Source organism: Sulfitobacter sp. PM12, from assembly GCF_045586035.1.
Taxonomy (GTDB): Bacteria; Pseudomonadota; Alphaproteobacteria; order Rhodobacterales; family Rhodobacteraceae; genus Sulfitobacter; species Sulfitobacter pontiacus.
In genome coordinates this window covers 1230405-1252495 of sequence record NZ_CP151529.1, presented here as the reverse complement: position 1 = coordinate 1252495, position 22091 = coordinate 1230405, and the positions used below count along the sequence as shown (strand labels likewise).

General features: G+C 63.4%; 18 protein-coding genes. 8 read left to right on the top strand and 10 right to left on the bottom strand.

The window, feature by feature from the left end:
• The first annotated feature begins 90 nt into the window (after nucleotides 1–90).
• From AADW22_RS05965 to AADW22_RS05955, 3 genes are all read left to right on the top strand, one after another.
• Nucleotides 91–1518, top strand: a complete 1428-nt coding sequence (locus tag AADW22_RS05965) for a sodium:alanine symporter family protein (RefSeq protein ID WP_037943691.1) — start codon at nucleotides 91–93, stop codon at nucleotides 1516–1518.
• Nucleotides 1519–1681: 163 nt separating this feature from the next.
• Nucleotides 1682–2839, top strand: coding sequence for a saccharopine dehydrogenase family protein (locus tag AADW22_RS05960; protein ID WP_407474457.1), 1158 nt, complete (start codon nucleotides 1682–1684; stop codon nucleotides 2837–2839).
• 166 nt (nucleotides 2840–3005) lie between these two features.
• Nucleotides 3006–4088 carry an SMP-30/gluconolactonase/LRE family protein gene (locus AADW22_RS05955; protein WP_278375584.1) on the top strand — a complete coding sequence of 361 codons (1083 nt, stop codon included), beginning with the start codon at nucleotides 3006–3008 and terminating at the stop codon, nucleotides 4086–4088.
• A 35-nt stretch (nucleotides 4089–4123) separates the two neighbouring features.
• On the opposite strand, the gene AADW22_RS05950 is transcribed toward AADW22_RS05955, so the two are convergent.
• The gene (locus tag AADW22_RS05950) at nucleotides 4124–5302 is read right to left on the bottom strand and encodes an aromatic amino acid transaminase (protein WP_407474456.1); all 1179 of its coding nucleotides are present in this window, start codon (nucleotides 5300–5302) and stop codon (nucleotides 4124–4126) included.
• Nucleotides 5303–5307: 5 nt separating this feature from the next.
• Nucleotides 5308–6228: a DMT family transporter gene (locus tag AADW22_RS05945; protein ID WP_260005074.1), complete on the bottom strand. Its 921-nt coding sequence runs from the start codon at nucleotides 6226–6228 to the stop codon at nucleotides 5308–5310.
• A 114-nt stretch (nucleotides 6229–6342) separates the two neighbouring features.
• Between AADW22_RS05945 and AADW22_RS05940 the strand changes: the two genes are divergently transcribed.
• Nucleotides 6343–6801 (top strand): Lrp/AsnC family transcriptional regulator, encoded by a 459-nt coding sequence (locus tag AADW22_RS05940; protein WP_037943687.1) that lies wholly within the window; start codon nucleotides 6343–6345, stop codon nucleotides 6799–6801.
• Nucleotides 6802–6807: 6 nt separating this feature from the next.
• On the opposite strand, the gene AADW22_RS05935 is transcribed toward AADW22_RS05940, so the two are convergent.
• Complete coding sequence (locus AADW22_RS05935; protein WP_407474455.1) at nucleotides 6808–7281, bottom strand: MarR family winged helix-turn-helix transcriptional regulator; 474 nt, start codon at nucleotides 7279–7281, stop codon at nucleotides 6808–6810.
• Nucleotides 7282–7377: 96 nt separating this feature from the next.
• Here AADW22_RS05935 and AADW22_RS05930 point away from each other — a divergent pair, with 96 nt between their 5' ends.
• The 4 genes from AADW22_RS05930 (at nucleotide 7378) to AADW22_RS05915 (ending at nucleotide 13185) form a co-directional block, all read left to right on the top strand.
• The gene (locus AADW22_RS05930; protein ID WP_407474454.1) at nucleotides 7378–10521 is read left to right on the top strand and encodes a 2Fe-2S iron-sulfur cluster-binding protein; all 3144 of its coding nucleotides are present in this window, start codon (nucleotides 7378–7380) and stop codon (nucleotides 10519–10521) included.
• 118 nt (nucleotides 10522–10639) lie between these two features.
• Nucleotides 10640–11695 carry a methionine ABC transporter ATP-binding protein gene (locus AADW22_RS05925; protein WP_407474453.1) on the top strand — a complete coding sequence of 352 codons (1056 nt, stop codon included), beginning with the start codon at nucleotides 10640–10642 and terminating at the stop codon, nucleotides 11693–11695.
• Nucleotides 11685–12359: a methionine ABC transporter permease gene (locus AADW22_RS05920; RefSeq protein WP_009826399.1), complete on the top strand. Its 675-nt coding sequence runs from the start codon at nucleotides 11685–11687 to the stop codon at nucleotides 12357–12359. The genes AADW22_RS05925 and AADW22_RS05920 overlap by 11 nt, the downstream gene beginning before the upstream one ends.
• Nucleotides 12360–12408: 49 nt before the next feature.
• The gene (locus AADW22_RS05915; RefSeq protein WP_037943683.1) at nucleotides 12409–13185 is read left to right on the top strand and encodes a MetQ/NlpA family ABC transporter substrate-binding protein; all 777 of its coding nucleotides are present in this window, start codon (nucleotides 12409–12411) and stop codon (nucleotides 13183–13185) included.
• Between the two features lie 64 nt (nucleotides 13186–13249).
• Here AADW22_RS05915 and AADW22_RS05910 read toward each other — a convergent pair whose 3' ends face one another.
• The 7 genes from AADW22_RS05910 to AADW22_RS05880 are packed head-to-tail and all read right to left on the bottom strand — an operon-like array spanning nucleotide 13250 to nucleotide 22088.
• On the bottom strand, nucleotides 13250–15151 hold the full coding sequence (locus tag AADW22_RS05910; protein ID WP_407474452.1) for a beta-galactosidase: 1902 nt from the start codon (nucleotides 15149–15151) through the stop codon (nucleotides 13250–13252).
• A 6-nt stretch (nucleotides 15152–15157) separates the two neighbouring features.
• Nucleotides 15158–16003: an SMP-30/gluconolactonase/LRE family protein gene (locus tag AADW22_RS05905; protein WP_407474451.1), complete on the bottom strand. Its 846-nt coding sequence runs from the start codon at nucleotides 16001–16003 to the stop codon at nucleotides 15158–15160.
• Entirely contained in the window at nucleotides 16000–16608 is a 609-nt protein-coding gene (locus AADW22_RS05900) for a 2-dehydro-3-deoxy-6-phosphogalactonate aldolase (RefSeq protein ID WP_132996968.1), read from the bottom strand. The genes AADW22_RS05905 and AADW22_RS05900 overlap by 4 nt, the downstream gene beginning before the upstream one ends.
• Nucleotides 16605–17519 (bottom strand): 2-dehydro-3-deoxygalactonokinase, encoded by a 915-nt coding sequence (locus tag AADW22_RS05895; protein WP_407474450.1) that lies wholly within the window; start codon nucleotides 17517–17519, stop codon nucleotides 16605–16607. Before AADW22_RS05895 ends, AADW22_RS05900 begins: the two co-directional genes overlap by 4 nt.
• 11 nt (nucleotides 17520–17530) lie before the next feature.
• Nucleotides 17531–18301, bottom strand: coding sequence for an SDR family NAD(P)-dependent oxidoreductase (locus AADW22_RS05890; protein WP_037943678.1), 771 nt, complete (start codon nucleotides 18299–18301; stop codon nucleotides 17531–17533).
• Nucleotides 18301–20010, bottom strand: a complete 1710-nt coding sequence (locus AADW22_RS05885; RefSeq protein ID WP_407474449.1) for an IlvD/Edd family dehydratase — start codon at nucleotides 20008–20010, stop codon at nucleotides 18301–18303. Before AADW22_RS05885 ends, AADW22_RS05890 begins: the two co-directional genes overlap by 1 nt.
• On the bottom strand, nucleotides 20007–22088 hold the full coding sequence (locus AADW22_RS05880) for an alpha-galactosidase (protein WP_407474448.1): 2082 nt from the start codon (nucleotides 22086–22088) through the stop codon (nucleotides 20007–20009). Before AADW22_RS05880 ends, AADW22_RS05885 begins: the two co-directional genes overlap by 4 nt.
• Nucleotides 22089–22091: the final 3 nt, after the last annotated feature.

Genomic DNA, 22091 nt, shown 5'->3' with positions numbered 1-22091 from the left:
CACCGGGGCTACGAGCTTCGCGCTGCGTCATTCGGCTTTACGCTTTGGCCAAGAACACCGTAAAACGCGGCAAAACAAAGGGACATTTATATGGAATTTCTACAAACGCTCTTCGGCTGGATCGGAGACTTCACCTGGGGATGGTCGCTGATCCCGATCCTCGTCATTTTCGGTATCTTCATCACAATCGCCACCGGTTTTGTGCAGATCGAATACTTTGGCCGCATGTTCCGCGTGCTGTCGAACAAGAACAACGCGGATGATTCCAACCAGATTTCAGCGCGCGAAGCCTTGCTGGTGTCGGTCGGTGGACGTGTCGGCGGCGGCAACATCGCGGGCGTCGCGGTTGCAATCACCCTTGGCGGCCCGGGTGCGGTCTTCTGGATGTGGGCCATCGCGTTGGTCGGTATGGCCACCAGCCTTGTCGAATGTTCGCTGGCACAGCTGTTCAAGCGCAAAGTCGGAGAGCACAGCTACCGCGGCGGTCCGGCAGCGGCCATCATCCACGGGTTGGGCAAGGAATACCGCTGGCTGGCAGTGATCTATGCGATCTGCCTGATTGCGGCCTTCGGTCTGGGCTTCAACGCGTTCCAGGGCAACACGGTTGCAGGTTCGATGCAGGACAGCTTTGGCATTGACCGTCTGTGGACCGGTATCGCGCTGGCGGCCATCTCGGGCTTTATCATCTTTGGCGGCATCCACCGTATTGCCAAAGTGTCGGACGTTGTCGTGCCGATCATGGCCATCGGCTATCTGGCAATGGCGCTGATCGTGATCCTGCTCAACATCACCAGCCTGCCCGGCGTGATCTATGACATCGTGACCAATGCCTTCGGCCTGCAAGAAGCCGTTGGTGGCGGTATGGGTGCTGCGGTTGCGCAAGGCCTGCGGCGCGGTCTGTTCTCGAACGAGGCGGGTCTGGGTTCTGCCCCGAACGTCGCGGCCACCGCCGAGGTGCGTCACCCCATCAGCCAGGGCATCACGCAGTCGTTTTCGGTCTTTATCGACACGATCATCATCTGCTCGTGCACGGCTTTCGTGATCCTGCTGGGCGATGTCTATGTCCCCGGTGCCGAAGGCATCGACGGCGTGGCGCTGACTCAGCAAAGCATGGTGTCGCATCTGGGCACATGGGTGCAGTATTTCCTGAGCGGCGCGATCCTGCTGTTCTCGTTCTCGTCGATCATCTACAACTACTATCTGGGTGAAAACGCGATGACGGTACTGACCAAGAGCCCCTTGGGTATTCTGGGTCTGCGGATCGCGATCATCGCGATTGTCTTCCTGGGTGCGACAGCACCCGCGGCGACTGCGGTGTTCTTCTTCTCGGATCCGATGATGGGTATTCTGGCGCTGGTCAACTTGCTGGCGATCATGATGCTCTTCCCCGTGGCCATGCGCCTGCTGCGCGACTTCCGTCGTCAGCTAAAGGCAGGCGTCGAACGCCCCGTGCTGAACCCGGACGATTATGCCGATCTGGATATCGACCGCGACGCATGGAAGCTCCCGGCAGAGTGATCCGGACGCATCCTACCTGAATTCGAGACGGGCCGTAGCATCTGCTGCGGCCCGTTTCTTTTGCCCCCCGACGCAGCGTTCTGAAACTCGGTAATGGTCAATACCGTCTGCGCTGTCCCATAGTCGGCGCAAAGACATGCAACCAATCGGGGAGGAACGGCACATGGCTGAATTCGATATCATCATCTACGGCGCGACAGGGTTCACGGGGCGGCTGGTCGCGGAATACATCCACGCGACCTATCCGGACCGATCCTGGGCGATGGCAGGGCGCAGCGCGTCCAAGCTGGCGCAGGTGCGCGACGAGATGGGCCTGCCCGCCGACACCCCCCTGATCGAGGCCGATGCCTCTGACCCTGCCTCGCTTGACGCGATGGTCGCCCGGGCGCGGGTTATCATCACCACGGTCGGCCCCTATCTGCTGTATGGCGAGCCGCTGGTCGCGGCCTGTGTCAAGGCGGGCACCGATTACGTCGACCTGTCGGGCGAGCCGCCCTTCATGTGGGACATGATCGAAAAGTACAACGACGCCGCCAAGGCCAGCGGGGCCCGGATCGTACACTCCTGCGGTTTTGACAGCATCCCCTTCGATATGGGCGTCTATTTCCTGCAGCAAGAGGCACAAAAACGCTTTGGCGCGCCGCTGAAAGACGTCAAGGGACGCGTGCGCGGGATGAAGGGCACGTTCTCGGGCGGGACGGCGGCGTCGGGCAAAGAGACGATGAAGCTGGCCATGGGGGATCCCGATGTGATGAAACGTCTGGTCTCGTCCTTCGCGCTGACACCGGGGTTTGAGGGGCCGACACAGCCTTACGGCAACAAACCCTACGAAGACCCCGATTTCGGCATCTGGGTCGCCCCCTTCGTGATGGCGTCGATCAATACCAAGAACGTGCACCGGTCGAATATGCTGATGGGCCACCCCTACGGCACGGATTTCACCTATGAAGAGATGATGTTCACCGGCAAGGGCGAAAAAGGCGAGGCGATCGCCAAGAGCATCGCCAAATCCAACCCGATGGGCGATGATGATATCAAACCCGGCGAAGGCCCATCGAAAGAAGAACGCGACAACGGCAGCTATGACCTGATGTTCACCGGCACCTCCGCTGACAAAGAGCGGCTGACCGTTGGCGTCAAAGGCGACCGCGATCCGGGCTATGGCTCCACCTCCAAAATGCTGACCGAAGCGGCGCTGTGTCTGATCGAGGAAGCCGCCGACACCCCCGGCGGCGTGCTGACGGCGGCCCCTGCCTTTGGTGGTGCGATCATCGACCGGCTCACAGCCAATGCGGGGCTGACGTTCAAGGTAGAGAGCTAAGCATCACCCCCTCGCGGTGTTCACCACTGCGGGGGATGCGACCTCGGCGCGGGCCAAAGCGGCTGACATAAATCGCGCGGCGTAGCCTCTTGCACCTGCCCGAGGGATCAGCAACCCTACGCTGTGCGCCACTACTTCGGCGCGAGCCCTGGGGAGGAGATCACCGATGAAAAAACTATTTACACTACTGGGCATCGCCCTGCTGGCCTTGCTTGCCTACCTCGCGTTCTGGCCCGTATCCGTCGCCCCCGTCGCGTGGGAGGCCCCGCCGGATCAGGGCTACACCGGTGATTTCGCGGTCAACGACCGTTTGACCGCATTGAAGATCGTCGAGCTTGAGGGCCGCAGCGGGCCGGAGGATGCCGATATCGGCCCGGACGGGCTGGTACATGTCGCCACCCATGATGGTGAAATCCTGCGGATCGAAGAGAACGGGGCCATCACCGTCTTTGCGCAGACCGAGGGCCGCCCCCTTGGGATCGAATTTGACGACAGCGGCACGCTTTACGTCGCCGACGCCTATCGTGGCCTGCTGTCGGTGGACCGCGGCGGCAAGGTGACCCTGCTGGCCGAGACGACCAAGGACGGCAGCCCGATCCTTTACGCCGATGATGTGGATATCGCCGCCGATGGGAGCGTCTATTTCTCGGATGCCTCGACCCGCTTTGGTGCGCAGGATAACGGCGGCACGCTGGCGGCGTCGGTGTTGGATCTGGTGGAGCATTCGTCGAACGGCCGCATCCTGAAATACGACCCCGCATCGGGCGAAACGACTGTCTTTGCCGACGGTCTGAACTTTGCCAACGGGGTGGCGGTGGATGACGCGAACAGCGCGGTATTTGTGGTCGAAACCGGCAACTACCGCGTCTGGCGCTTCCCCATGGACGGCAGCGCAGGCACGGTGGTGCTGGAGAACCTGCCGGGGTTTCCAGACAATATCAACAACGCCCCCGATGGCACATTCTGGGTCGGTCTGGTCAGCCCGCGCAACCCCGTCATGGATCAACTGGCAAACAGCCCCTTCCTGCGCCGCGTGATCATGCGCCTGCCCGACGCAATGAAACCCGCGCCGCTGCGCTATGGCTTTGTCCTGCGAATGGATGCCTCGGGCAAGGTGCTGGAAACGCTTCAGGATCCGGCAGGGGACTATGCGTTGACCACGGGTGCCGTGACCCTGCCCGACGGGCGCATTGCCGTGACCTCGCTGACAGAGCCGCGTCTGGGGATGCTCGACGCCGCTCCGCGCTAAGGCCTACAGACGCTGGCCCAAGGGGCGGGCCAGCGTCACGCCTGTGACACCTCCCGAAGCGCCGCCGCGACCTGTTCGATCTGCGTGCTGCGCAGACCGGCGATATTGATCCGACCGTTGGCCGTGCCATAGATCGCGTGGTCATGGCGCAGGCTCTCCATCTGGTCGGGCGCGAGGGGCAGCAGGGAAAACATCCCCTGATGGTGCCGCAGCGCTTGAAATGCGGGGGCCGCATCTATCGCGGCCAGCGCATCTGCCAATTGCTGCCGCAGCGATTGGACACGAGCGCGCATACTGTTGAGCTCTTCCTCCCAGATGGTGCGGGTGTCAAAGACGTGGCAGGCGACAGCGGCACCATGTTCGGGCGGCATCGAATAATTCGCGCGGGTCAATGTCTCTAGGTGGCGACCCACATGGGCGATGGACGCCGCATCCGGCCCCAGCACCATCGCCGCCCCGATACGTTCGCAATATAGCCCCATGTTCTTGGACCCGCTTGCCGCAACCATCGCCACGGGCACCGCATCGACCATCACCCGAAGCCCCGCCGCATCTGCGTCAAGCCCGCGGCCAAAGCCCTGATAGGCAATGTCGATCAACGGGATCAGCCCTCGCGCCGCGCAAAATCCGGCCAGCGCATGCCACATATCCGCATCGGGATCGATGCCCGTGGGGTTGTGGCAGCAGCCGTGCAGCAGCACCACATCCCCCGGCTTTGCCGCCGCCAGATCCGCGAGCACGCGGTCAAGATCCAGCGCGTCGCCCTTGGCCTGCCAGCGATACAGCTGCAGCGTCAGCCCGGCCCCCTCGAATATCGGACGGTGGTTCACATAGCCGGGGTTCGTACTCCAGACCGTGGTGTCGGGGCGCAGGCTGGCCAGCATATCCCCCAGCACGCGCAGGGCACCTGTCCCGCCGACCGTCTGGATCACATGGCTGCGCGCGATCCGCGCGGGCGCATCGCCCAAGACCAGCCGCGCCATGCCCGCGTTGAACACCGCATTGCCCGCCAAAGCGCGGTAGGTTTTCGGCGCACTGTCCTGCGCCAAGGCGAGTTCGGCCATGCGCACCGCCTTCATATTCGGCGTGGCCCCTTTGTCATCGCGGTAGACGCCGATGACCATGTCGATCTTGTGGGCGCGCGGGTCGGCGCGAAAGGCAGAGGTCAGTCCCCAGATCGGGTCTTCGGGAAGGGCGGCAAGCGCGTCGAGCATCGGGGTTACTCCTTGGGGCGGTTGGCCAGCATGACGCCGGCGCAAATGATGAGAACGGCCAAAATCGTGCCAAGCGTCAGGGCCTCGTGCAGCAGCGGCACGGCAAGCACCGCCGCAATCGCAGGGGCGAGCGACCCGATCGCGGCACATTTCGCGACGCCAAGGCGGGCGATGGCGATGGCATAGGTCAGGCTCGACACAAGGCCGACACCGACCCCTTGGGCAAGGATGAACGGCATCGCCTCGGCCAGTCGCACCTGCGTCAGATTGCTGGGCAGCCCCCCCGTGGCGAGCAGCGGCAGCAGCACCAGCGTGGACGGCAGTGCCAGCACCAGCGCGCAGCCAATCGGGTCCAAGCCGCTGCCCCGCAGCCCCAAAGTATAGCACCCCCAGAGCAGACTGGCCGACAGCAGCAGCGCCACGCCGGTCAAACTGCCTGCCGCCAAATTGCCCGAGGCCCCGATCAGCGCCGCCACCCCCACAAGGATGATCCCCAGCGGCAGCATCACCGCGGGGCGCTGGCGGTAGATCACCCACGTCAGAACAGCCACCGACACCGGTGTCGTCCCGGCAATCAACGCCCCCACATGCGTGGCCGAGGTCTGCGCCCCGCCCATAGCCGCGAGCCAGAAGAACGGCAGCCCCGCCCCCGCCGCGATCATCAGCCAGCGATGCGCGGGCAACTGCCTTAACACAGCGATACGTTTTGGCAGGAAGGGTAAAAAGAACAGCGCCGGAATACCCGACCGGATCAGCGCAACATCGCCAAACGTCAGCTGCGCCCCGCTGGCGGCACGGGTGGACAGCGCGAACCCCGCCCAGACCAGCACGGTCACCGCAATCGCGAGATAGCCAACCAGGGGCCGAAGGGGGATCTGCCGCGGACCAAGTCCATGTGCGGCGGGCAGTGAGGGGGAACTGAGCATATTCGTCCTGCGCGTTGTATTTGCGCTGTTTTACGCTGTATCCACGGGCAGATGCTTGCTAATGATTGCGCGATATTATGAATTTGGGGCATATCCTGCCCTTAGAGGGCCAAGATGGACAGTAAAGATCGCGAGATCATCAAAGCGCTGCAGCGTAACGGGCGTCTGACCAATCAGGATCTGGCAGCTCAGGTGAATCTGTCGCCCTCACCCTGTTTGCGGCGCACCCGCGCGCTTGAGGAAAAGGGCGTGATCAAGGGCTATACCGCGATTGTGGATGAGCGCGCGTACGGGCTGCCCGTGACCGCGCTGGTGCGCATCCGGCTAAGCAGCCACACGGGCGACGTGGTAAAACTGTTCGAGAAGAAGGTGCACGAGACCGAACAGATCCTCGATTGCTATGTCATCACCGGCAGCGAGGATTATCTGTTGCGCGTGCTGGTCGAGGATCTGAAAAGCTACGAAGAATTCGTGCGCCACAAGCTGCACAACATCCCCGGCATCGCGTCGATTGATTCCAGCTTTGCCTATGGCGTGCTGAAGCAGTCGAACGTCTTTCCCGTGGTGACCTGAAACACCTTACGGATCGTCGAACCGGTCGTGAACCCCTTCAAGCAGCCTATCCAGCGCGGATAGGAAATGCGCCGCCGCTTGGGGGGCGAGCTTGTCCAGAAACCGCGCCTGATGCGCGTCGACCAGCACCCGCGCACGCGCGAGTAGGTCTTGCCCCGCCTCGGTCAGCGTGATCGCACGGGCGCGCCCGTCGCCTTCTGTCAGGTTCTGCACCAGCCAGCCTTTGTCGCGCATCTGCTTGAACGTCCGCGACGCCGTGGGGCGGGTGATGCCGATATTCTCGGCGATACCGGAGGGCGCGGTGATGCCTTCCAGCGCGATACTGGCCAAGACGCACCATTCCAACCGTGTCAGCCCAAGCTGCGAAAGCTCTGCATCCAGACTGGCACGCATAACCGCGGCCAGCCGCGACACGCGAAAGCCCAGCCTGTCGTGCAGACGATAGGAGGCAGCGGCAGAGGTGTTCTCGGGTCCGGTCATAAAGCATGAATACTTCATTTTTGCCGCACCGCTACTGTTTGCTTGCAAAATAGTTGATCTAGGACAACTATAACGCCGAATTAAGAGGCAATACCCATGACTCCACGGCTGCGTTCCCGCAAAAACCGCCCCATCCATATGGGTGCCTACCCGACTGAAAAGCTGCGGCGGGCGGAGGGTGCTTCGGGGCCGGTGCCGGCCTTCACCCCCTTGGGAGTGACGGAGAACGCGCGTCCGCTGGCCCAAGCGACGCGGGATCACCGCGCCATGCTGGATGCGATCCGCGAGGGCCTGGTGAACAAGGCCTTGGCCGAGATCCCCGCCGATCTGACCGAGCGGGCGCAGCATCTCAAGGCGTTTGCCCATTTCAACGATGCGACGATGGTGGGGATTTGCAAGCTAGCCCCCGACCACAATCTGGCACAGCCCCTGCGCAATGCGGATGTGGCGCGGCTGGCGCAGGATTTGCAGACGCGTCAGGTCAAAACGCTCGCCTCTGGTGTGGATGCGATCATGGCTGACCTGCGCGACTCCGTCACCGCACCCGAGACGGATATCGTAGGCCATACCCATGCGCTGGTACTGCTTTTCGCGCATCCTCGCGCAGTCGAACAGGATGAACCCGGTGCGACATGGATCGCGGGGATGGAGGATCACCGGTCGTCTCTACTGGCCGCGGAATCGGCGGCGGTATTGTCGAATTACATCCGCCTGCTGGGGCGTCCGGCGCGCGGGCACACGATGACGGCAAGCGATGTGGATCTGAACCAGCTGGCGGTCGCGGCGGGGCTGGCGCTGCCCCAAGACGGTCACCTGACCGCTCCTTTTTTCGGCACGCGCTTTTCGCTGGCCGCCGTCACCATGGCGATGGATCTGGCCTGTGATCGCCCTCTGGCCGCCGCCGCCCTGCCCCGCACGCCGCCCGCCTATGCACAGCGGCGCTTTGTCGATGGCGCGCAGCCTTTCGAAAAGCTTAAGCGCGTGGACAGCCCCACGACCTATATGGACGAACCGCGCATCCCGCGCCTACCCAAACGCACCGATATGTTCAGCCGTGCGCTGTTCGGGGACATGGGCAAAAAGCTGCAAGACGGGGCCACCGGCGGGCGCTACATCCGCAAGACGCCGACCTCTATGGCGCAGCGGCGCGCGCTTGGGGCCTTTGGCCTGCTGCAAGACGGGCAAGCTGCCGAAACGCAAACCGCCCTAGCCTCGCAACAGGCGGCAGAGATGGTCAAGGCGGTTGCCTATTTCCTGGGGGCCGATGCCGTGGGCGTCAGCCGTTGCCCCGATTGGGCGTGGTACAGCCACGACGCCACCGGCACCGCGATCGACCCGCCCCATGATCAGGCGATCAGCCTCGTTATTGATCAGGGTTTCGACACGATGGAGGGGGCTTCGGGCGATGACTGGATCAGCGTGGCGCAATCCATGCGCGCCTATCTGCGGTTCAGCCTTGTGGGCGGCGTGCTGGCGCGGTTGATCCGCGATCTGGGATATCCGGCCAAGGCGCATACGGTGATGGATGGCGATGTGCTGCAACCCCCGCTGCTGCTGCTGTCGGGCTTGGGCGAGGTCAGCCGCATCGGCGAAGTCATCCTGAACCCCTATCTCGGCCCGCGTCTGAAATCGGGCGCGGTGACGACCACCCTACCGATGACCCATGACAAGCCGATCGACTTCGGCCTGCAGAAATTCTGCGAAAGCTGCCAGAAATGCGCGCGGGAATGTCCCTCGGGGGCGATCACGGCGGGGCCGAAGCTGATGTTCAACGGCTACGAGATCTGGAAATCCGACAGCCAGAAATGCGCCACATACCGGATCACGACCGAGGGCGGCGCCATGTGCGGGCGCTGCATGAAGACCTGCCCGTGGAACCTTGAGGGGATCTTGGCCGACAGCGTGTGGCGCTGGACCGCGATGAAGCTGCCCGCCACCGCGCCAGCGCTGGCCAAGCTCGACGATCTGCTGGACCGTGGCGACATCAACCCCGTCAAGAAATGGTGGTGGGATCTGGAGGTGCAGGATGACGGCGGCTACCGCCCCACGGACAAGCCGGTGAACACCCGCGGTCTGCAAAAAGACCTGAAGCTGCGCGCGACGGACCAGACGCTGGCCGTCTACCCTGCGCCGCTTGCCCCGCATCCCTACCCCTACCCCGACCCGATGGACCGCGAGGCCGGCATCCGCGCCTATGGCGCGATGATCCCCGCCGCCACACACCGCGCGCGGGTCGCAAGCGGAGACACGCAAGGGCTGGTCCCTGCGCTCAAGCCATTGGCGGATAGTCCGGTATTGCCGCTGACCGTCACCCGCGCGGATGTGTTAAGCGACGGCATCACGCGATATGAACTGCGCGATCCCGACGGGGCCGATCTGCCCCTGTGGCAGGCAGGGGCGCATCTGGATGTGGTGATCGCGCCCGAGTACCTGCGCCAATATTCCATGTGCGGCGATCCCTCGGACCGGTCGCGCTATGTCATTGCCGTCCAGCGCGAGGATCAGGGCCGCGGCGGCAGCGCTCTGATGCACCGTATCTTCACGCAGGGGCGCAAGATTTTCGCGGCGCGTCCGATCAACCATTTCCCCCTGACCGAAGACGCCCCCTTCAGCGTGTTGATGGGCGGTGGCATCGGTATCACCCCGATGATTGCTATGGCGCACCGCCTGCACCATTTGGGCCGCGACTTCGCGCTGCATTATTCTGCCCGCACCGCCGCTGATCTGGCCTTTGCGGCAGAGATCGCTGCCGCCCCTTGGGCCGCCCATGCCGTGCTGCACGTCAGCGATCAGGGCAGTCGGGCAGAGTTTGACACGATCCTGTCGGGCCATCCTGTGGGCAGCCATGCCTACGCCTGCGGCACCCCCGCCTATATGGAGGCCGCGATGACCGCCGCCGCGCGCGCGGGCTTTGCCGAGGATCAGTGTCACATCGAATATTTCGCCGTCCCCGAAGCCCCCCCGCGCGAGAACCACAGCTTTACGGTCCATCTGGCCAAGACCGGCAAAGACATCCACGTCCCCGCCGACCGCAGCCTGTCGGATATGCTGACAGAGGCAGGCGTGCCCGTGGATGTGAAATGCGCCGACGGGATCTGCGGGGTTTGCGCTTGCGGGCTGGTCGAGGGCGACGCCGATCACCGCGATTATGTGCTGTCACAGGCGCAGCGTGAAACCACGTTGATCACCTGCCAGTCGCGCGCGGCGGCAGCGGGGGGGCATCTGGTGCTGGACCTGTGAAAACCTAGCGTTCAGCACATCGGTAAAGTCAGGGCGGGTATGCGAAAACTGCGCTTGCAATACCCCCTGCCTTTCTGTCTACGGGCGCCACCGCAACCGACCGCAGGCTGGACCGATCATGACAGAACCCAACGGCGCTTCGATCACGTTTGAGAACGTGGGCAAAGCCTATTCCAAATCCGGCGGCACGACTGTCACGGCGCTTGAAGGCGTCTCTTTGGCGATGGCGCCAGGGTCGATCACCGGCATCATCGGACGGTCGGGGGCTGGCAAATCGACGCTGCTGCGCATGGTCAACGGGATCGAGCGGCCTACGACGGGCTCGGTTCTGGTGGGCGGGCAGAATGTGGGGGCTGCAAAAGGGTCCAAGCTGCGTGCGATCCGCCGCGATGTGGGGATGATCTTTCAGCACTTTAACCTGCTGGCCTCGCGCAGCGTGGCGGGCAACATCGCCCTACCGCTGGAAATCGCCAGTGTGCCGTCCTCGCAAATCAAACCCCGCGTGGCCGACCTGATCGAACGGGTCGGACTAAGCGCGCACGCCACTCGCTATCCGGCAGAGCTGTCGGGCGGGCAAAAACAACGCGTCGGCATCGCGCGGGCACTGGCCACCGGCCCCAAAGTGCTGCTGTCGGACGAGGCGACATCCGCGCTGGACCCTGAAACGACGCAAACGGTGCTGTCGCTGCTCAAGGACATCAACCGCGAGCTGGGGCTGACCATTCTGCTGATCACCCACGAGATGGCCGTGGTCCGTGACATCGCGAGCCACGTCGCCGTGATCGACGGGGGCCGCATCGTCGAACATGGCGAGACCTACGATATCTTCACCGCGCCTCAGCATGCGACCACGCGGTCTTTCCTGTCGGGGGTGACCGGCGTCACCCTGCCCGCTTTCGTCAAGGATCGTCTGGTCCCAAACGCCCCCGCGCAGGGCGGCGAAGAGGTGATCCGCGTGACTTTTGCGGGCCAACACGCCACCGACCCGATGCTGGCGCGGCTGACGCAGGACATGGGCATTCCGGTCAATATCCTTGCCGGCGCGGTCGAGGAAATCGGCACCCGCCCCTTCGGCAACCTGCTGGTATCGCTGCCTGTGGCCAAGGCCGCAGAGGCGCGTTCATTTTTGGAAAGCCACGGGCTTATGACGGAGGTGCTTGGCTATGTCGGCTAACCTTATCAACCTACTGATCGAGGCCACGGGCCAGACGCTTTATATGGTCGCCATCTCGGCGCTGCTAGGGACGCTGCTTGGCCTGCCCTTGGGGTTGTTTCTGGCGACCTCGCAACGCGGCGAACTGCTGTCGGCCCCGTGGGTCAACAAGGTGCTCGGGCTGGTGGTCAATGCCACGCGGTCGGTGCCGTTCATCATTCTGGTGGTCGCGATCATCCCCTTCACGCGGATGGTTGCGGGCACGTCGATCGGCACGACAGCCGCGATTGTGCCATTGACGATCGCCACCGTGCCCTTCATCGCGCGTCTGGTGGAAAACGCGATCCGCGAGGTTGATTCCGGCCTGATCGAGGCGGCGCGCGCCATGGGGGCGACCCCGTTGCAGATCATCCGCAAGGTGCTGCTGCCCGAAGCGCTGCCCGGCATCACGCTTGGCCTCACCCTCGCCATCGTGAGCCTGATCGGCTATTCCGCCATGGTCGGTGCCGTGGGCGGCGAAGGTCTGGGCGATCTGGGCATTCGCTATGGGTATCAGCGGTTTATGCCCGACGTTATGGCGGTTGTCGTGATCATCCTCATCGTCTTGGTGCAGCTTGTGCAATCGATCGGCGAACGCATCGCAGCCGCTGTCGACAAACGCGCCACCAAAAGCGGCGGGCAATAGCGCCCGTCTCCTCCTCCCAATTTCGTTTCCCAGTTAAAGGAGCATATACATGCTACGCATTGCGACCCTGACCTCTACCCTCGCGCTTATGGCGACATCGCTGATGGCCGAGCAGATCAAAGTCGGCGTTTCCCCCGGCGAGCACGCCGAGATCATGGAAGAGGTCGCCCGTGTGGCCGAACCGATGGGCCTTGAGATCGACGTTGTCGAATTCTCTGACTATGTGGTGCCGAACCAGGCGCTGGCCGATGGCGACATCGAGGCGAACTCCTTCCAGCACGTGCCTTACCTTGAGGCACAGATGAAAGACCGCGGCTTTGCGCTGGCGGTTGTGGGCAACACGATCACCACGCCGATGGGCATCTATTCGGACAAGATCACCGATATCGCCGAGCTTGAAGAAGGCGCAACCTTTGGCATCCCGAACGACCCCACCAACGGCGGGCGCGCGTTGCTGGTGCTGCAACAGCTTGGCATGATCAAGGTCGACCCCGCTGCGGGTCTGGTGCCCACCGTTCTGGACATCACCGAGAACCCCAAAGACCTGTCGTTCAAAGAACTTGACGCGGCGCAGCTGCCCCGTTCGCTGGCCGATCTGGATGCGGCGCTGATCAACACCAACTACGCCATCGCCTCGGGCCTTAGCCCCAAAGAGGATTCCATCGCGATGGAAAGCGCCGACAACCCCTATGTGAACGTGATCGTTGTGCAAGAAGGCAAGGAAGACGCGCCGTGGGTGAAGACCCTGCTAGAGGCGTATCACTCGGACGAGATCAAAGCCTTCATCGACGAAAGCTACCACGGGACCGTCATCACATCTTGGTAAAGTGACGCACCGGATACCGCCAATGACGCGGCGGTATCCGGTCTCTTGAGCCGCGCCCTTGTGGTCAGAGCGGCACACGCAGAACGCCCGCGGCGGGCAGTTCGACACCGTGGCAGGCAACCTCTGCATCTGAATAATTGAACCAGAACCGTTCGCCCCCCGTCGTGCGGGTACGCACCCCTTCGGGCATCGGCAGCACGTCGATACCTGCCTCGCCGCACAGCCCGCCGATGAATTGGTCGAGCGTGCGCTCATCCAGCCAGCCCCCCAGATAGATCTGCTGCCCGTCGCGCATGGCAACCGGCTCTGCGTCAGCGGTCTGCAAGATGACCTTTGCCGTGCCGTCCAGCACATCACGGTAGCGGATCACTTTCCCACCGCCCTCCAGCGGCACGAAGATGTCATGCCGCAGGCTTTCGACCTGCGTGACCGTTACGTCCAACCCGTCGATTGCGGGGGGCAGCGGCACGGGGATCGCCATCTCGGACGTGCGCGCGCCGCTGCGGGGGCCATAGATGACCGTCGCCGCGCTGCGCGCCAGCGCCTGTTTCAGAGCGTCCGGCATGTGCATCACCCCCGGTGCCATCACCAGCCCGTAGCCGTCAAAATCGCGGCAGGTGGCGGGCAGGATATCGACCGACAGCCCCTGACGCCGCAGCGCCTTGTAGGTGTGAAAGACCAACCCGAAATAGCTTAGATCCGCACCATGGGGCTGGGTCGCCCATGCGAAATCCGCGTCATAGTCGAACAGCAGCGCGACCGGTGCCTGCGCGGGCTGCACATCCGGAGCCTTGGCCATCTCTGCGCCGACCTGCCGGACCTCCGCCATCGCGAAGGCGTCGGCACTGTCGGGGCGCAGCAAGCCGGCGTGCAGTTGCTCTTGGGCGAAAGGGGCCTGTCGCCAGCGGAAATAGCACACCGCTTCGGCCCCGTGAGCGAAGGCCTCCCATGTCCACAGACGCACCATACCGGCCAGTGGCACAGGGTTGTGCGGGGCCCAGTTGACCGGGCCGGGCTGCTGTTCCATCACCCACCAGCGTCCCTTGCCCACGGCGCGGTAAAGATCGTGGTGGAACGCCTGAAAGTCAGGGTCGCCCTGCCGCGCATAGCGGTGCTGCTGCGCCGCATCCGCGCCCACCCGATCCTCGAGAAAGCCCAGCGGGTAGCTGTCCCATGTGGCGATATCAAGATTTTCACCCACTGCGAAATGGTCAAAATCGGTGATCCGGCCCATGTAGTTATGGCTCACGGGGGCGGCGCTGTGCTGGCGGATCACGTCAAGCTGAAGCCGGTTGAATGCCACTACCTGATCCGAGCTGAACCGCCGGAACGCCAGACGATGCGCAGGGTTGGCTTCGGTCACGGTCAGATTGGGCGGGTCGATGTCGTCGAAACTGTCGTAGTCCATCGACCAGAACGTATTCCCCCACGCGGCATTCAGCGCGGCGGGGGTACCGTAGCGTTGTTCCAGCCAGCCCCGAAAAGCATGGGCTGCCGCATCACTATACGAGATCACCGTGTCGTGGCAGCCGTATTCATTGTCGATCTGCCACGCCGCCACATGGGGGTTCGCGCCATAGCGTTTGGCCATCAACGTGGCAATCGTGACGCATTCCTGCTGATAGCCTTCGTGGCTGAAACAGTAGTGCCTGCGCGAACCGAACTTGCGCGGACGCCCTTCAATATCCACGGCAAGCATGTCGGGGTGGCGTTTCAGCATCCAGCGGGGCGGGGTTGCGGTGGGGGTGCCCAGCACAACCCGCAGACCGGCAGCCCCCAAAACCTCGATCGCGCGGTCCAGCCACGCCCAGTCATACTGGCCGGGTTGCGGTTCTAGTTTGCTCCATGAAAACTCGCCGATGCGCACCCATGTCAGGCCCGCTTCGACCATGCGGCGGGCGTCGGTTTCCCACATCTCTTCGGGCCATTGTTCAGGGTAATAGCAAGTCCCTAGGGTTCGTTTCATCACGCCTCACAAAATTATCCGGTGTTCCCGCTGGCCTCGCACGTCCGAGGCAAGCTGGAAGGTCTGGCCATCCTCCGCCCCGTCGCGGCCCTGCGCGGCTGAGGTGACAAAGAGCGTCCGCAGATCCGAACCGCCAAAGGCCGGACAGGTGGCCTGCGCTGCTGGAACATCAACGGTCTGCAACAAGGTGCCATCGGGGCTGTAGCGGGCGACCTGCGCGGCCCCCCATTGCGCGTTCCACAGGCAGCCGTCGCTATCGACAACCGCGCCGTCGGGGTTACGCTTGTCTTTTTTAAGATCGACAAACACCTCTGGCGGTCCCGAGGGCCAGCCTTCTGTCGCATCAAGGGGCACGCGCATGATCTGGCGCGTGGGCGTGTCGGTGTAATAGGCAAATCGTCGATCGGGCGAAAAGCAGATCGCGTTCGAAATGGTAATCTCCGCGAAAAGCTGTCGGAGCGCGCCTTTATAGTAGCGGTAGATCGCCCCCGCCCCCCGCTCTGCGTTGAAGCCCATTGTCCCGATCCAGAAACCACCCCACGGGTCGGCGCGCCCGTCGTTTGACCGGGTCAGCGGCTGATCCGCCTCGAGTGGCACGACGAGGGAACGCTCCCCTCCGTTTAGGTCGAACCGCCACAGCGCGGTTTCGGACGCGACAAGCAGGGTATCCCTATCGATCCACCCCGCGGCAGAGACGCATTCGTCAAACCGCCACGACAGCGTTTTGTCGCCCTGCCGCGACATCAGGGTTTTGCCGAGGATGTCGAACCAGAACAGCTGGCCGCGTTCGGGGTGCCACAGCGGCCCCTCGCCCAACGCGCACGTCCGCGCATCAAAGAGTGTCGCGTTCAAGAGAGGGTCGCCTTGTCATAGGCGCTTACCGCCGCGCGCGCGCTTTGTGCCACATCCGCCGCGCTTTGCCCCGGTTTATACAGGCTGGACCCAAGGCCGAAGCCCGTCACCCCAGCCGCAAGCCATTCCGCAAAATTCGACGGACCGACGCCGCCAACCGCATAGGTTTCGGTCTGCGCCGGAAGCACCGCCCTGATCGCCTTGAGCCCTTCGACCCCCAGCAGGAACGACGGAAACAGCTTGAGCCCATCGGCCCCGGCCTTAAGCGCGGCAAAACATTCCGTGGGCGTCATCACACCGGGATAGGACATCATGCCCGCCGCCTTGCTTGCCGTGATAACAGAAGGGTCCGCATTCGGAGAGACAATCATCCGCCCCCCCACAGCCGCCACCGCCGCGACGTTTTCAACGTCCAACACCGTGCCCGCGCCGATCAACGCGTCGGCCCCATAGGTTTGGGCCATCGTTTCGATGGATTTCAGCGGTTCTGGCGAATTCAGCGGCACCTCGATGCGGGTGATGCCTGCGTCGATCAAGGCGGCGCAGATGTCGGCGGCCTCATGCGGCTGGATGCCACGCAGAATGGCGATGATATTGCGGCTCATACAAGGGCCCCTTTCAATGAACGATAGGCAGAGGTCAGGCCCGCCAGCGTCAGACCCGCGTTATCCAGTGTTTCGGCCTGCACACTCTGTGCGGCCAATGCGCACCGGTAATGCGCGGCGACGCTGTCTGCGCCCAGAATGGCGACATGGCGGCCCAGCCAATAGGGGCGCGTGCCGGCCAGCTCTAGCCCCACAAGCAGCCCTGACAGCCGCGCCCGCGCCGACCCTGCAGGTGTGCCCTGCAACAGCCCCCCTGCACGCAGGCCAAACAGTCTGGAGGCGAAGCTTTGCGGGCTGTCCATCGCCTGCGTGACGCCGTCGATAAAGCTGTCCTCGTCCCACTCTGCCGTGGTGACCGAATGGCGCAGGACCGACTGGCTGGCCAGCAGCGCGAAGATCTCGCCGGTCATGCAGGTCTGGAAGCTCACGATCTCGCCCGCGCTGATGTGGACCCATTTGGTGTGGGTGCCGGGCAGACAGAGGATGCCGTCAAACGCCGGCTGACTGTGCAGCACCCCTGCGATCTGGGTTTCCTCGCCGCGCATCACGTCAGGGGCAGCCATCTGTTTCACGCCGGGCAGGATGTGGACCGCGATCCGCGGGTCATGGGCCTTTACCGCAACCGCCGCCCGCGCATCCGGAGGCGCGCAGGGCGTGGCGACGTAGGGGGCCTCGCGCCAGCCTTCGCGGGCGCCCACCATACCCGCGCAGATCACAGGGGTCACATGGTCCGGATTTAGGTAGGGGTCTATCAATGAAAGCAAGGCAGGTTCGAACCCGTCCTGCGTCAGCCCCCCCATCCCCTTGTCAGACCTGTCAGAGGCAAAAGGCTTGCCATCAGCCCCCATCATCCAGACCCGCAGGTTTGACGTGCCCCAATCGACAGCGATCCATTCAGCGTAGTGTTGCACGGTATCCCTTCCTATCCGGTGACCACGACGCCGCCATCGACGGCCATCAACTGCCCCGTCATCATGCGGCTGGAGGCAGAGGATAAAAACAGCACCGCATCCACGATGTCTTGCGGCTTCAACGTATCCTTAAGGCATTGCCGGTCAATATGCGCCGCCAGTGCTTCGGGCGTGACCCATTGTTCGATCTGTTTTTCCGTCAACACCCACCCCGGTGCCAGCGCGTTAAAGCGGATCTTGTCCGGCCCGAATTCCCGCGCCAGCGAACGGGTCATCCCGTTGATGCCGGCGTTGGCGGTCGTATAGGCAGGATAGCCAGCATTTCCCATCATATACGAGATCGAGCTCATGTTCACCACGGCCCCGCCGCCCGCGGCGCGCATCCCTGCGACCACGGCCTGACAGGCGAAGAAATAGGACTTGAGGTTGATCGCCTGCGACTGGTCCCAGAAGTCTTCGGTGACCTCTTCGGCGGTGTGGCGGGCATCATTGGCGGCGTTGTTCACCAGAACCGTGACAGGGCCATGTTCATCGGCGGCTGCGGCCAGACTGGACCGAAGTGCCGCAATATCCGAGATATCGCAGGTCTGCGCAAAGGGGCGCTGGCCGTGTTTTTCTTCCATCTCATTGCAAAACGCAGTGGCGTCGCTGCGTTGGACAAAGCTGACCTTGGCCCCCTGCGCCAGAAACCCGTCGGTCAGAAAGGCACCGATCCCCGCGCCGCCGCCGGTGATGAATACCGACCGGCCGCGCAGATCGGGAAATGTTGCGTTCAGGGTCATCAGTGGCTCTCCCGTGTGACGGGGCGGGTGTCTTTACCCACCAGAAAATCAAGGTCCGCGCCTTTGTCTGCCTGCAATACCGTCTCGGTATAGAGCTTGGCATAGCCGCGGTCGTATCGGGGCGGTTCGGGTACCCAGGCAGCGCGGCGCTCTGCCAGCACCTCGTCAGAGACAAGCACGTCCAATGTGCCCTGCCCCACCGACAGCCGGATACGGTCGCCGGTCTGTACCAGCCCCAGATTGCCGCCTGCGTTGGATTCAGGGCTGACGTGCAGGATCACGGTGCCATAGGCGGTGCCGGACATACGCGCGTCGGACACCCGGACCATGTCGCGCACGCCTTCTTTGACCAGACGCGCGGGGATCGGCATATTGCCGACTTCGGGCATACCGGGGTACCCCTTTGGGCCGCAGCCCTTGAGCACAAGAACCGTATCCGCGGTCACCGGCAGATCCTCGCGGTCGATATTGGCTTTCATATCCTCGATATTCTCGAAGACATATGCCTCGCCCTCGTGTTCCAGCAAGGCGTCCGTCGCCGCCGAGGGTTTCACGATCGCCCCGTTGGGCGCGATATTGCCGCGTAGGACCTTCAACCCGGCCGCAGGGCGTAGCGGATTATCCAGCGGGCGGATCACATCCTCGTTGTAGCATTCAGCCCCTTCGGCATAGGCAAGGATATCCCCGCCCATGACGGTCTGCGCGGGCCGCAGCTTGTCGCGCAGATGAGACAGCACCACGGGCATCCCGCCCGCATAGCAGAAGTCCTCCATCAGATATCTACCCGAGGGCATGCAGTTGACCAGCAGCGGGATATCCGACCCAAGCTCGAAATCATCGAGCGTCAGGTCGATGCCGACGCGGCCCGCGATGGCCAGCAGATGGATCACGGCATTGGTCGACCCGCCGACAGCGGCATTGGCCAGAATAGCGTTCTCGATAGAGGCGCGGGTAACGACTTGCGACAGCTTGATATCTTCCTCGACCATCTCGACGATGCGCTTGCCGGTCAGATGCGCCAGCGCCATGCGGCGCGCATCAACGGCAGGCAGCGCGGCGTTGGTGGGCAGTGACATCCCCATCGCCTCTACCACGCTTGCCATCGTAGAGGCCGTGCCCATCGTCATACATACGCCCTTGGACCGGCTCATGCCGGATTCAGCGGCCATGAAATCCTGCAAGGTCATCTCGCCCGCGCGCACATCTTCCGAGAACTTCCACACATCCGTGCCAGAGCCGATGTCCTTGCCCTTCCACTTGCCGTTCAGCATCGGGCCGGAGCTGACAACGATCGTCGGCAGATCGACGCTTGCCGCGCCCATCAGCTGACCCGGCGTGGTCTTGTCACAGCCGCCCAGCAGAACCACCCCATCGATACCATAGGCGCGAATGCTTTCTTCGACGTCCATCGCCAGCAGGTTGCGAAACAGCATGGCGGTCGGCTTCATCTGGGTCTCGCCAAGGCTCATCACCGGAAATTCGACCGGAAAGCCCCCTGCCTCCCACACGCCGCGCTTCACCCCTTCGGCCAGATCGCGCAGACCGGAATTGCACGGGGTCAGTTCGGACCATGTATTGCAGATACCGATAATGGGGCGGCCATCAAACGCGTGGTCGGGAAAGCCCTGATTTTTCATCCAGCTGCGGTGAATGAACCCGTCCCGATCATTCTTGCCGTACCAAGCGCGGTTGCGTTTCTCTTTTGTCATAGCCGTGTTCCTTCAATGACCCACATGCGTTCAGGGAACGACCATGGCAGGGTCACGCCATGGTTCATGAGGTACTGGCCCGACAGCACCAGATCGCGGGTCTTGAGCGCGGCATCGCCCCGTGACAGCGCGACCGCCTCGTCGCGGTTTGCCAGCGTGATCCGGTAGCGCGCTTGCGGGGCAAGTGCGGTCAGCCGCAGCGGGCGCGGTGAGATCTGGGCCGAGGTCGCGGCCTTGCCTGCGAACACCACGAAACGCATCCCATCGGTGGCCTGTTGCTGCTCTGCGATCACCGCCGGATCAGCGCTGTCGAGCCGCAGGATATCCGCGGTGCGCATCCATCCGCGATTGTCCTTCCACCACTGCGTGACCTGTTTCAGCACATCGGTTTCGCGGGCGTCCAGCTCGCGCGGGTCCATCTCGAACCCCATGTGGCGCTGCGCGGCGACCCAAGCGCGAAAGCTGATGTCCAGCGTGCGGCCAGAGGTGTGGCAGTGGCGGGGCCCGACATGGCTGCCGGTCACGGCAGCGGGCAGGAACAAGGCAGCGTCATGCTGGATGCGAAGCCGTTCCAGCGCGTCGTTGCTATCCGACAGCCAGACCCTCTGGGTCCGCGCCATGATCCCGAAATCGATCCGCCCTCCGCCTGACGCGCAGCTTTCAATCTCGACCAGCGGGAAATCGGCGCGTAACCGGTCCAGCAGCGCATAGACGCCCCGTGTCTGCGCCGCGTCGGGTGCGGGCAACACGCGGTTATGGTCCCATTTGATATAGTCGATGGCATTGTCGCGCAGCACCGTGGCGATACGGTCGTAGAGCAGATCTTGGACCTGCGGCAGCGCCATGTTCAGCACGAGCTGCTGACGCCCCTCTATCTGGTCCTGCGGGCCCAGAATCCAATCGGGGTGGGCGCGGTAGAGGTCACTATCGCGCGAGATCATCTCGGGCTCGAACCAGAGGCCGAAATGCATCCCCAAGCCCTGAACATGGTCGATCAGCGGGGTCAGCCCCTTGGGGTATTTGCGCGGATCGATGATCCAGTCGCCCAGACTGCTGGTGTCGTCGTCGCGCTGTCCGAACCAGCCGTCATCCAGCACGAAACGCTCTGCTCCCAAAGCGGCAGCACGGTTGGCGATATCGGTCAGGACAGACCAGTCGTGGTCGAAATACACCGCTTCCCAACAGTTATAGTGGACGGGGCGCGGGGCGTCGGGCTTGGGCCATGTCACGATGCGGTCGCGCAGATGACGCTGAAAGCTGACGGCACAGCCGTTCAGGCCGGTGTCTGAGTAGGTCAGGTAAAGCGGTGCCGTCTGAAACCGTGTCGCGGGGGCGTCCTGGGTGCCAGCCGCATGGCCCCATTGCACCTGCCGCCGCCCGTCCTGAAGCTCTTCGGCGATCATCGTATGACCGCCCGACCAGCCATAGTGGAACCCGTAGCACGTCCCTTGGGTGTTCGTGGCCCCCGTGGTCGGGATCAGCAATCCGGGGAAGTGTTCGTGGCCCGTGCGACCCGTGCGGTTGTCGCGCGCGTGGATGCCTGCCCGCCACGGGGTGCGGTTCAACTGGAATTCACCGCACCATCGGCCCGAGACGTCGATCATCTCTGTACTCGGCTGCGGCGCGGGCATGACCGGCGCGGCAAGCCAGTGCAGGCGCACGGGCTGCGCGGCCTCCAGTGTCGTCTGGCAGGTGATCACGCCGGTTCCCGCATCAACCGCAAAGTCCAAGGTCAGCGTCAGCCCCTCGTCCGGTGCCGCGCAGACGAACCGCAGCCCTGCATCCTGCACCACGTTGCGCAGGTGAAACACGGGGCGCAGCGGCGTGCCATCGGCGCGCGCAACCGCGATCCCCGCCTGCCCCGGAAAGCTACGCCCGGCTTCGGGGCACAGCGACAGATCAGGGGTCTCGTCCAGCATGCCGCCGGTCACGTCGATGGCATGGGCGGCGCAGATCTCTTCCAGATTTTCGCCGTCCGGCAGCGGGCTGCCCCAATAGACCACCTGCGGCAAGCGGTCGTGCGCAGAGGCCAGAACAAGCGTCTGGTGCCCGTCATCAAGGCGGTAGGTCTGTGTCATAAC

What these genes read in the sequence shown, in the direction of transcription:
- AADW22_RS05890 (WP_037943678.1), bottom strand. Translation starts at nt 18,301, where the DNA reads ATGACCCTGAACGCAACATTTCCCGATCTGCGCGGCCGGTCGGTATTC.
- AADW22_RS05915 (WP_037943683.1), top strand. Translation starts at nt 12,409, where the DNA reads ATGCTACGCATTGCGACCCTGACCTCTACCCTCGCGCTTATGGCGACA.
- AADW22_RS05950 (WP_407474456.1), bottom strand. Translation starts at nt 5,302, where the DNA reads ATGCTCGACGCGCTTGCCGCCCTTCCCGAAGACCCGATCTGGGGACTG.
- AADW22_RS05930 (WP_407474454.1), top strand. Translation starts at nt 7,378, where the DNA reads ATGACTCCACGGCTGCGTTCCCGCAAAAACCGCCCCATCCATATGGGT.
- AADW22_RS05885 (WP_407474449.1), bottom strand. Translation starts at nt 20,010, where the DNA reads ATGACAAAAGAGAAACGCAACCGCGCTTGGTACGGCAAGAATGATCGG.
- AADW22_RS05920 (WP_009826399.1), top strand. Translation starts at nt 11,685, where the DNA reads ATGTCGGCTAACCTTATCAACCTACTGATCGAGGCCACGGGCCAGACG.
- AADW22_RS05880 (WP_407474448.1), bottom strand. Translation starts at nt 22,088, where the DNA reads ATGACACAGACCTACCGCCTTGATGACGGGCACCAGACGCTTGTTCTG.
- AADW22_RS05940 (WP_037943687.1), top strand. Translation starts at nt 6,343, where the DNA reads ATGGACAGTAAAGATCGCGAGATCATCAAAGCGCTGCAGCGTAACGGG.
- AADW22_RS05960 (WP_407474457.1), top strand. Translation starts at nt 1,682, where the DNA reads ATGGCTGAATTCGATATCATCATCTACGGCGCGACAGGGTTCACGGGG.
- AADW22_RS05925 (WP_407474453.1), top strand. Translation starts at nt 10,640, where the DNA reads ATGACAGAACCCAACGGCGCTTCGATCACGTTTGAGAACGTGGGCAAA.
- AADW22_RS05910 (WP_407474452.1), bottom strand. Translation starts at nt 15,151, where the DNA reads ATGAAACGAACCCTAGGGACTTGCTATTACCCTGAACAATGGCCCGAA.
- AADW22_RS05965 (WP_037943691.1), top strand. Translation starts at nt 91, where the DNA reads ATGGAATTTCTACAAACGCTCTTCGGCTGGATCGGAGACTTCACCTGG.
- AADW22_RS05955 (WP_278375584.1), top strand. Translation starts at nt 3,006, where the DNA reads ATGAAAAAACTATTTACACTACTGGGCATCGCCCTGCTGGCCTTGCTT.
- AADW22_RS05945 (WP_260005074.1), bottom strand. Translation starts at nt 6,228, where the DNA reads ATGCTCAGTTCCCCCTCACTGCCCGCCGCACATGGACTTGGTCCGCGG.
- AADW22_RS05935 (WP_407474455.1), bottom strand. Translation starts at nt 7,281, where the DNA reads ATGACCGGACCCGAGAACACCTCTGCCGCTGCCTCCTATCGTCTGCAC.
- AADW22_RS05900 (WP_132996968.1), bottom strand. Translation starts at nt 16,608, where the DNA reads ATGAGCCGCAATATCATCGCCATTCTGCGTGGCATCCAGCCGCATGAG.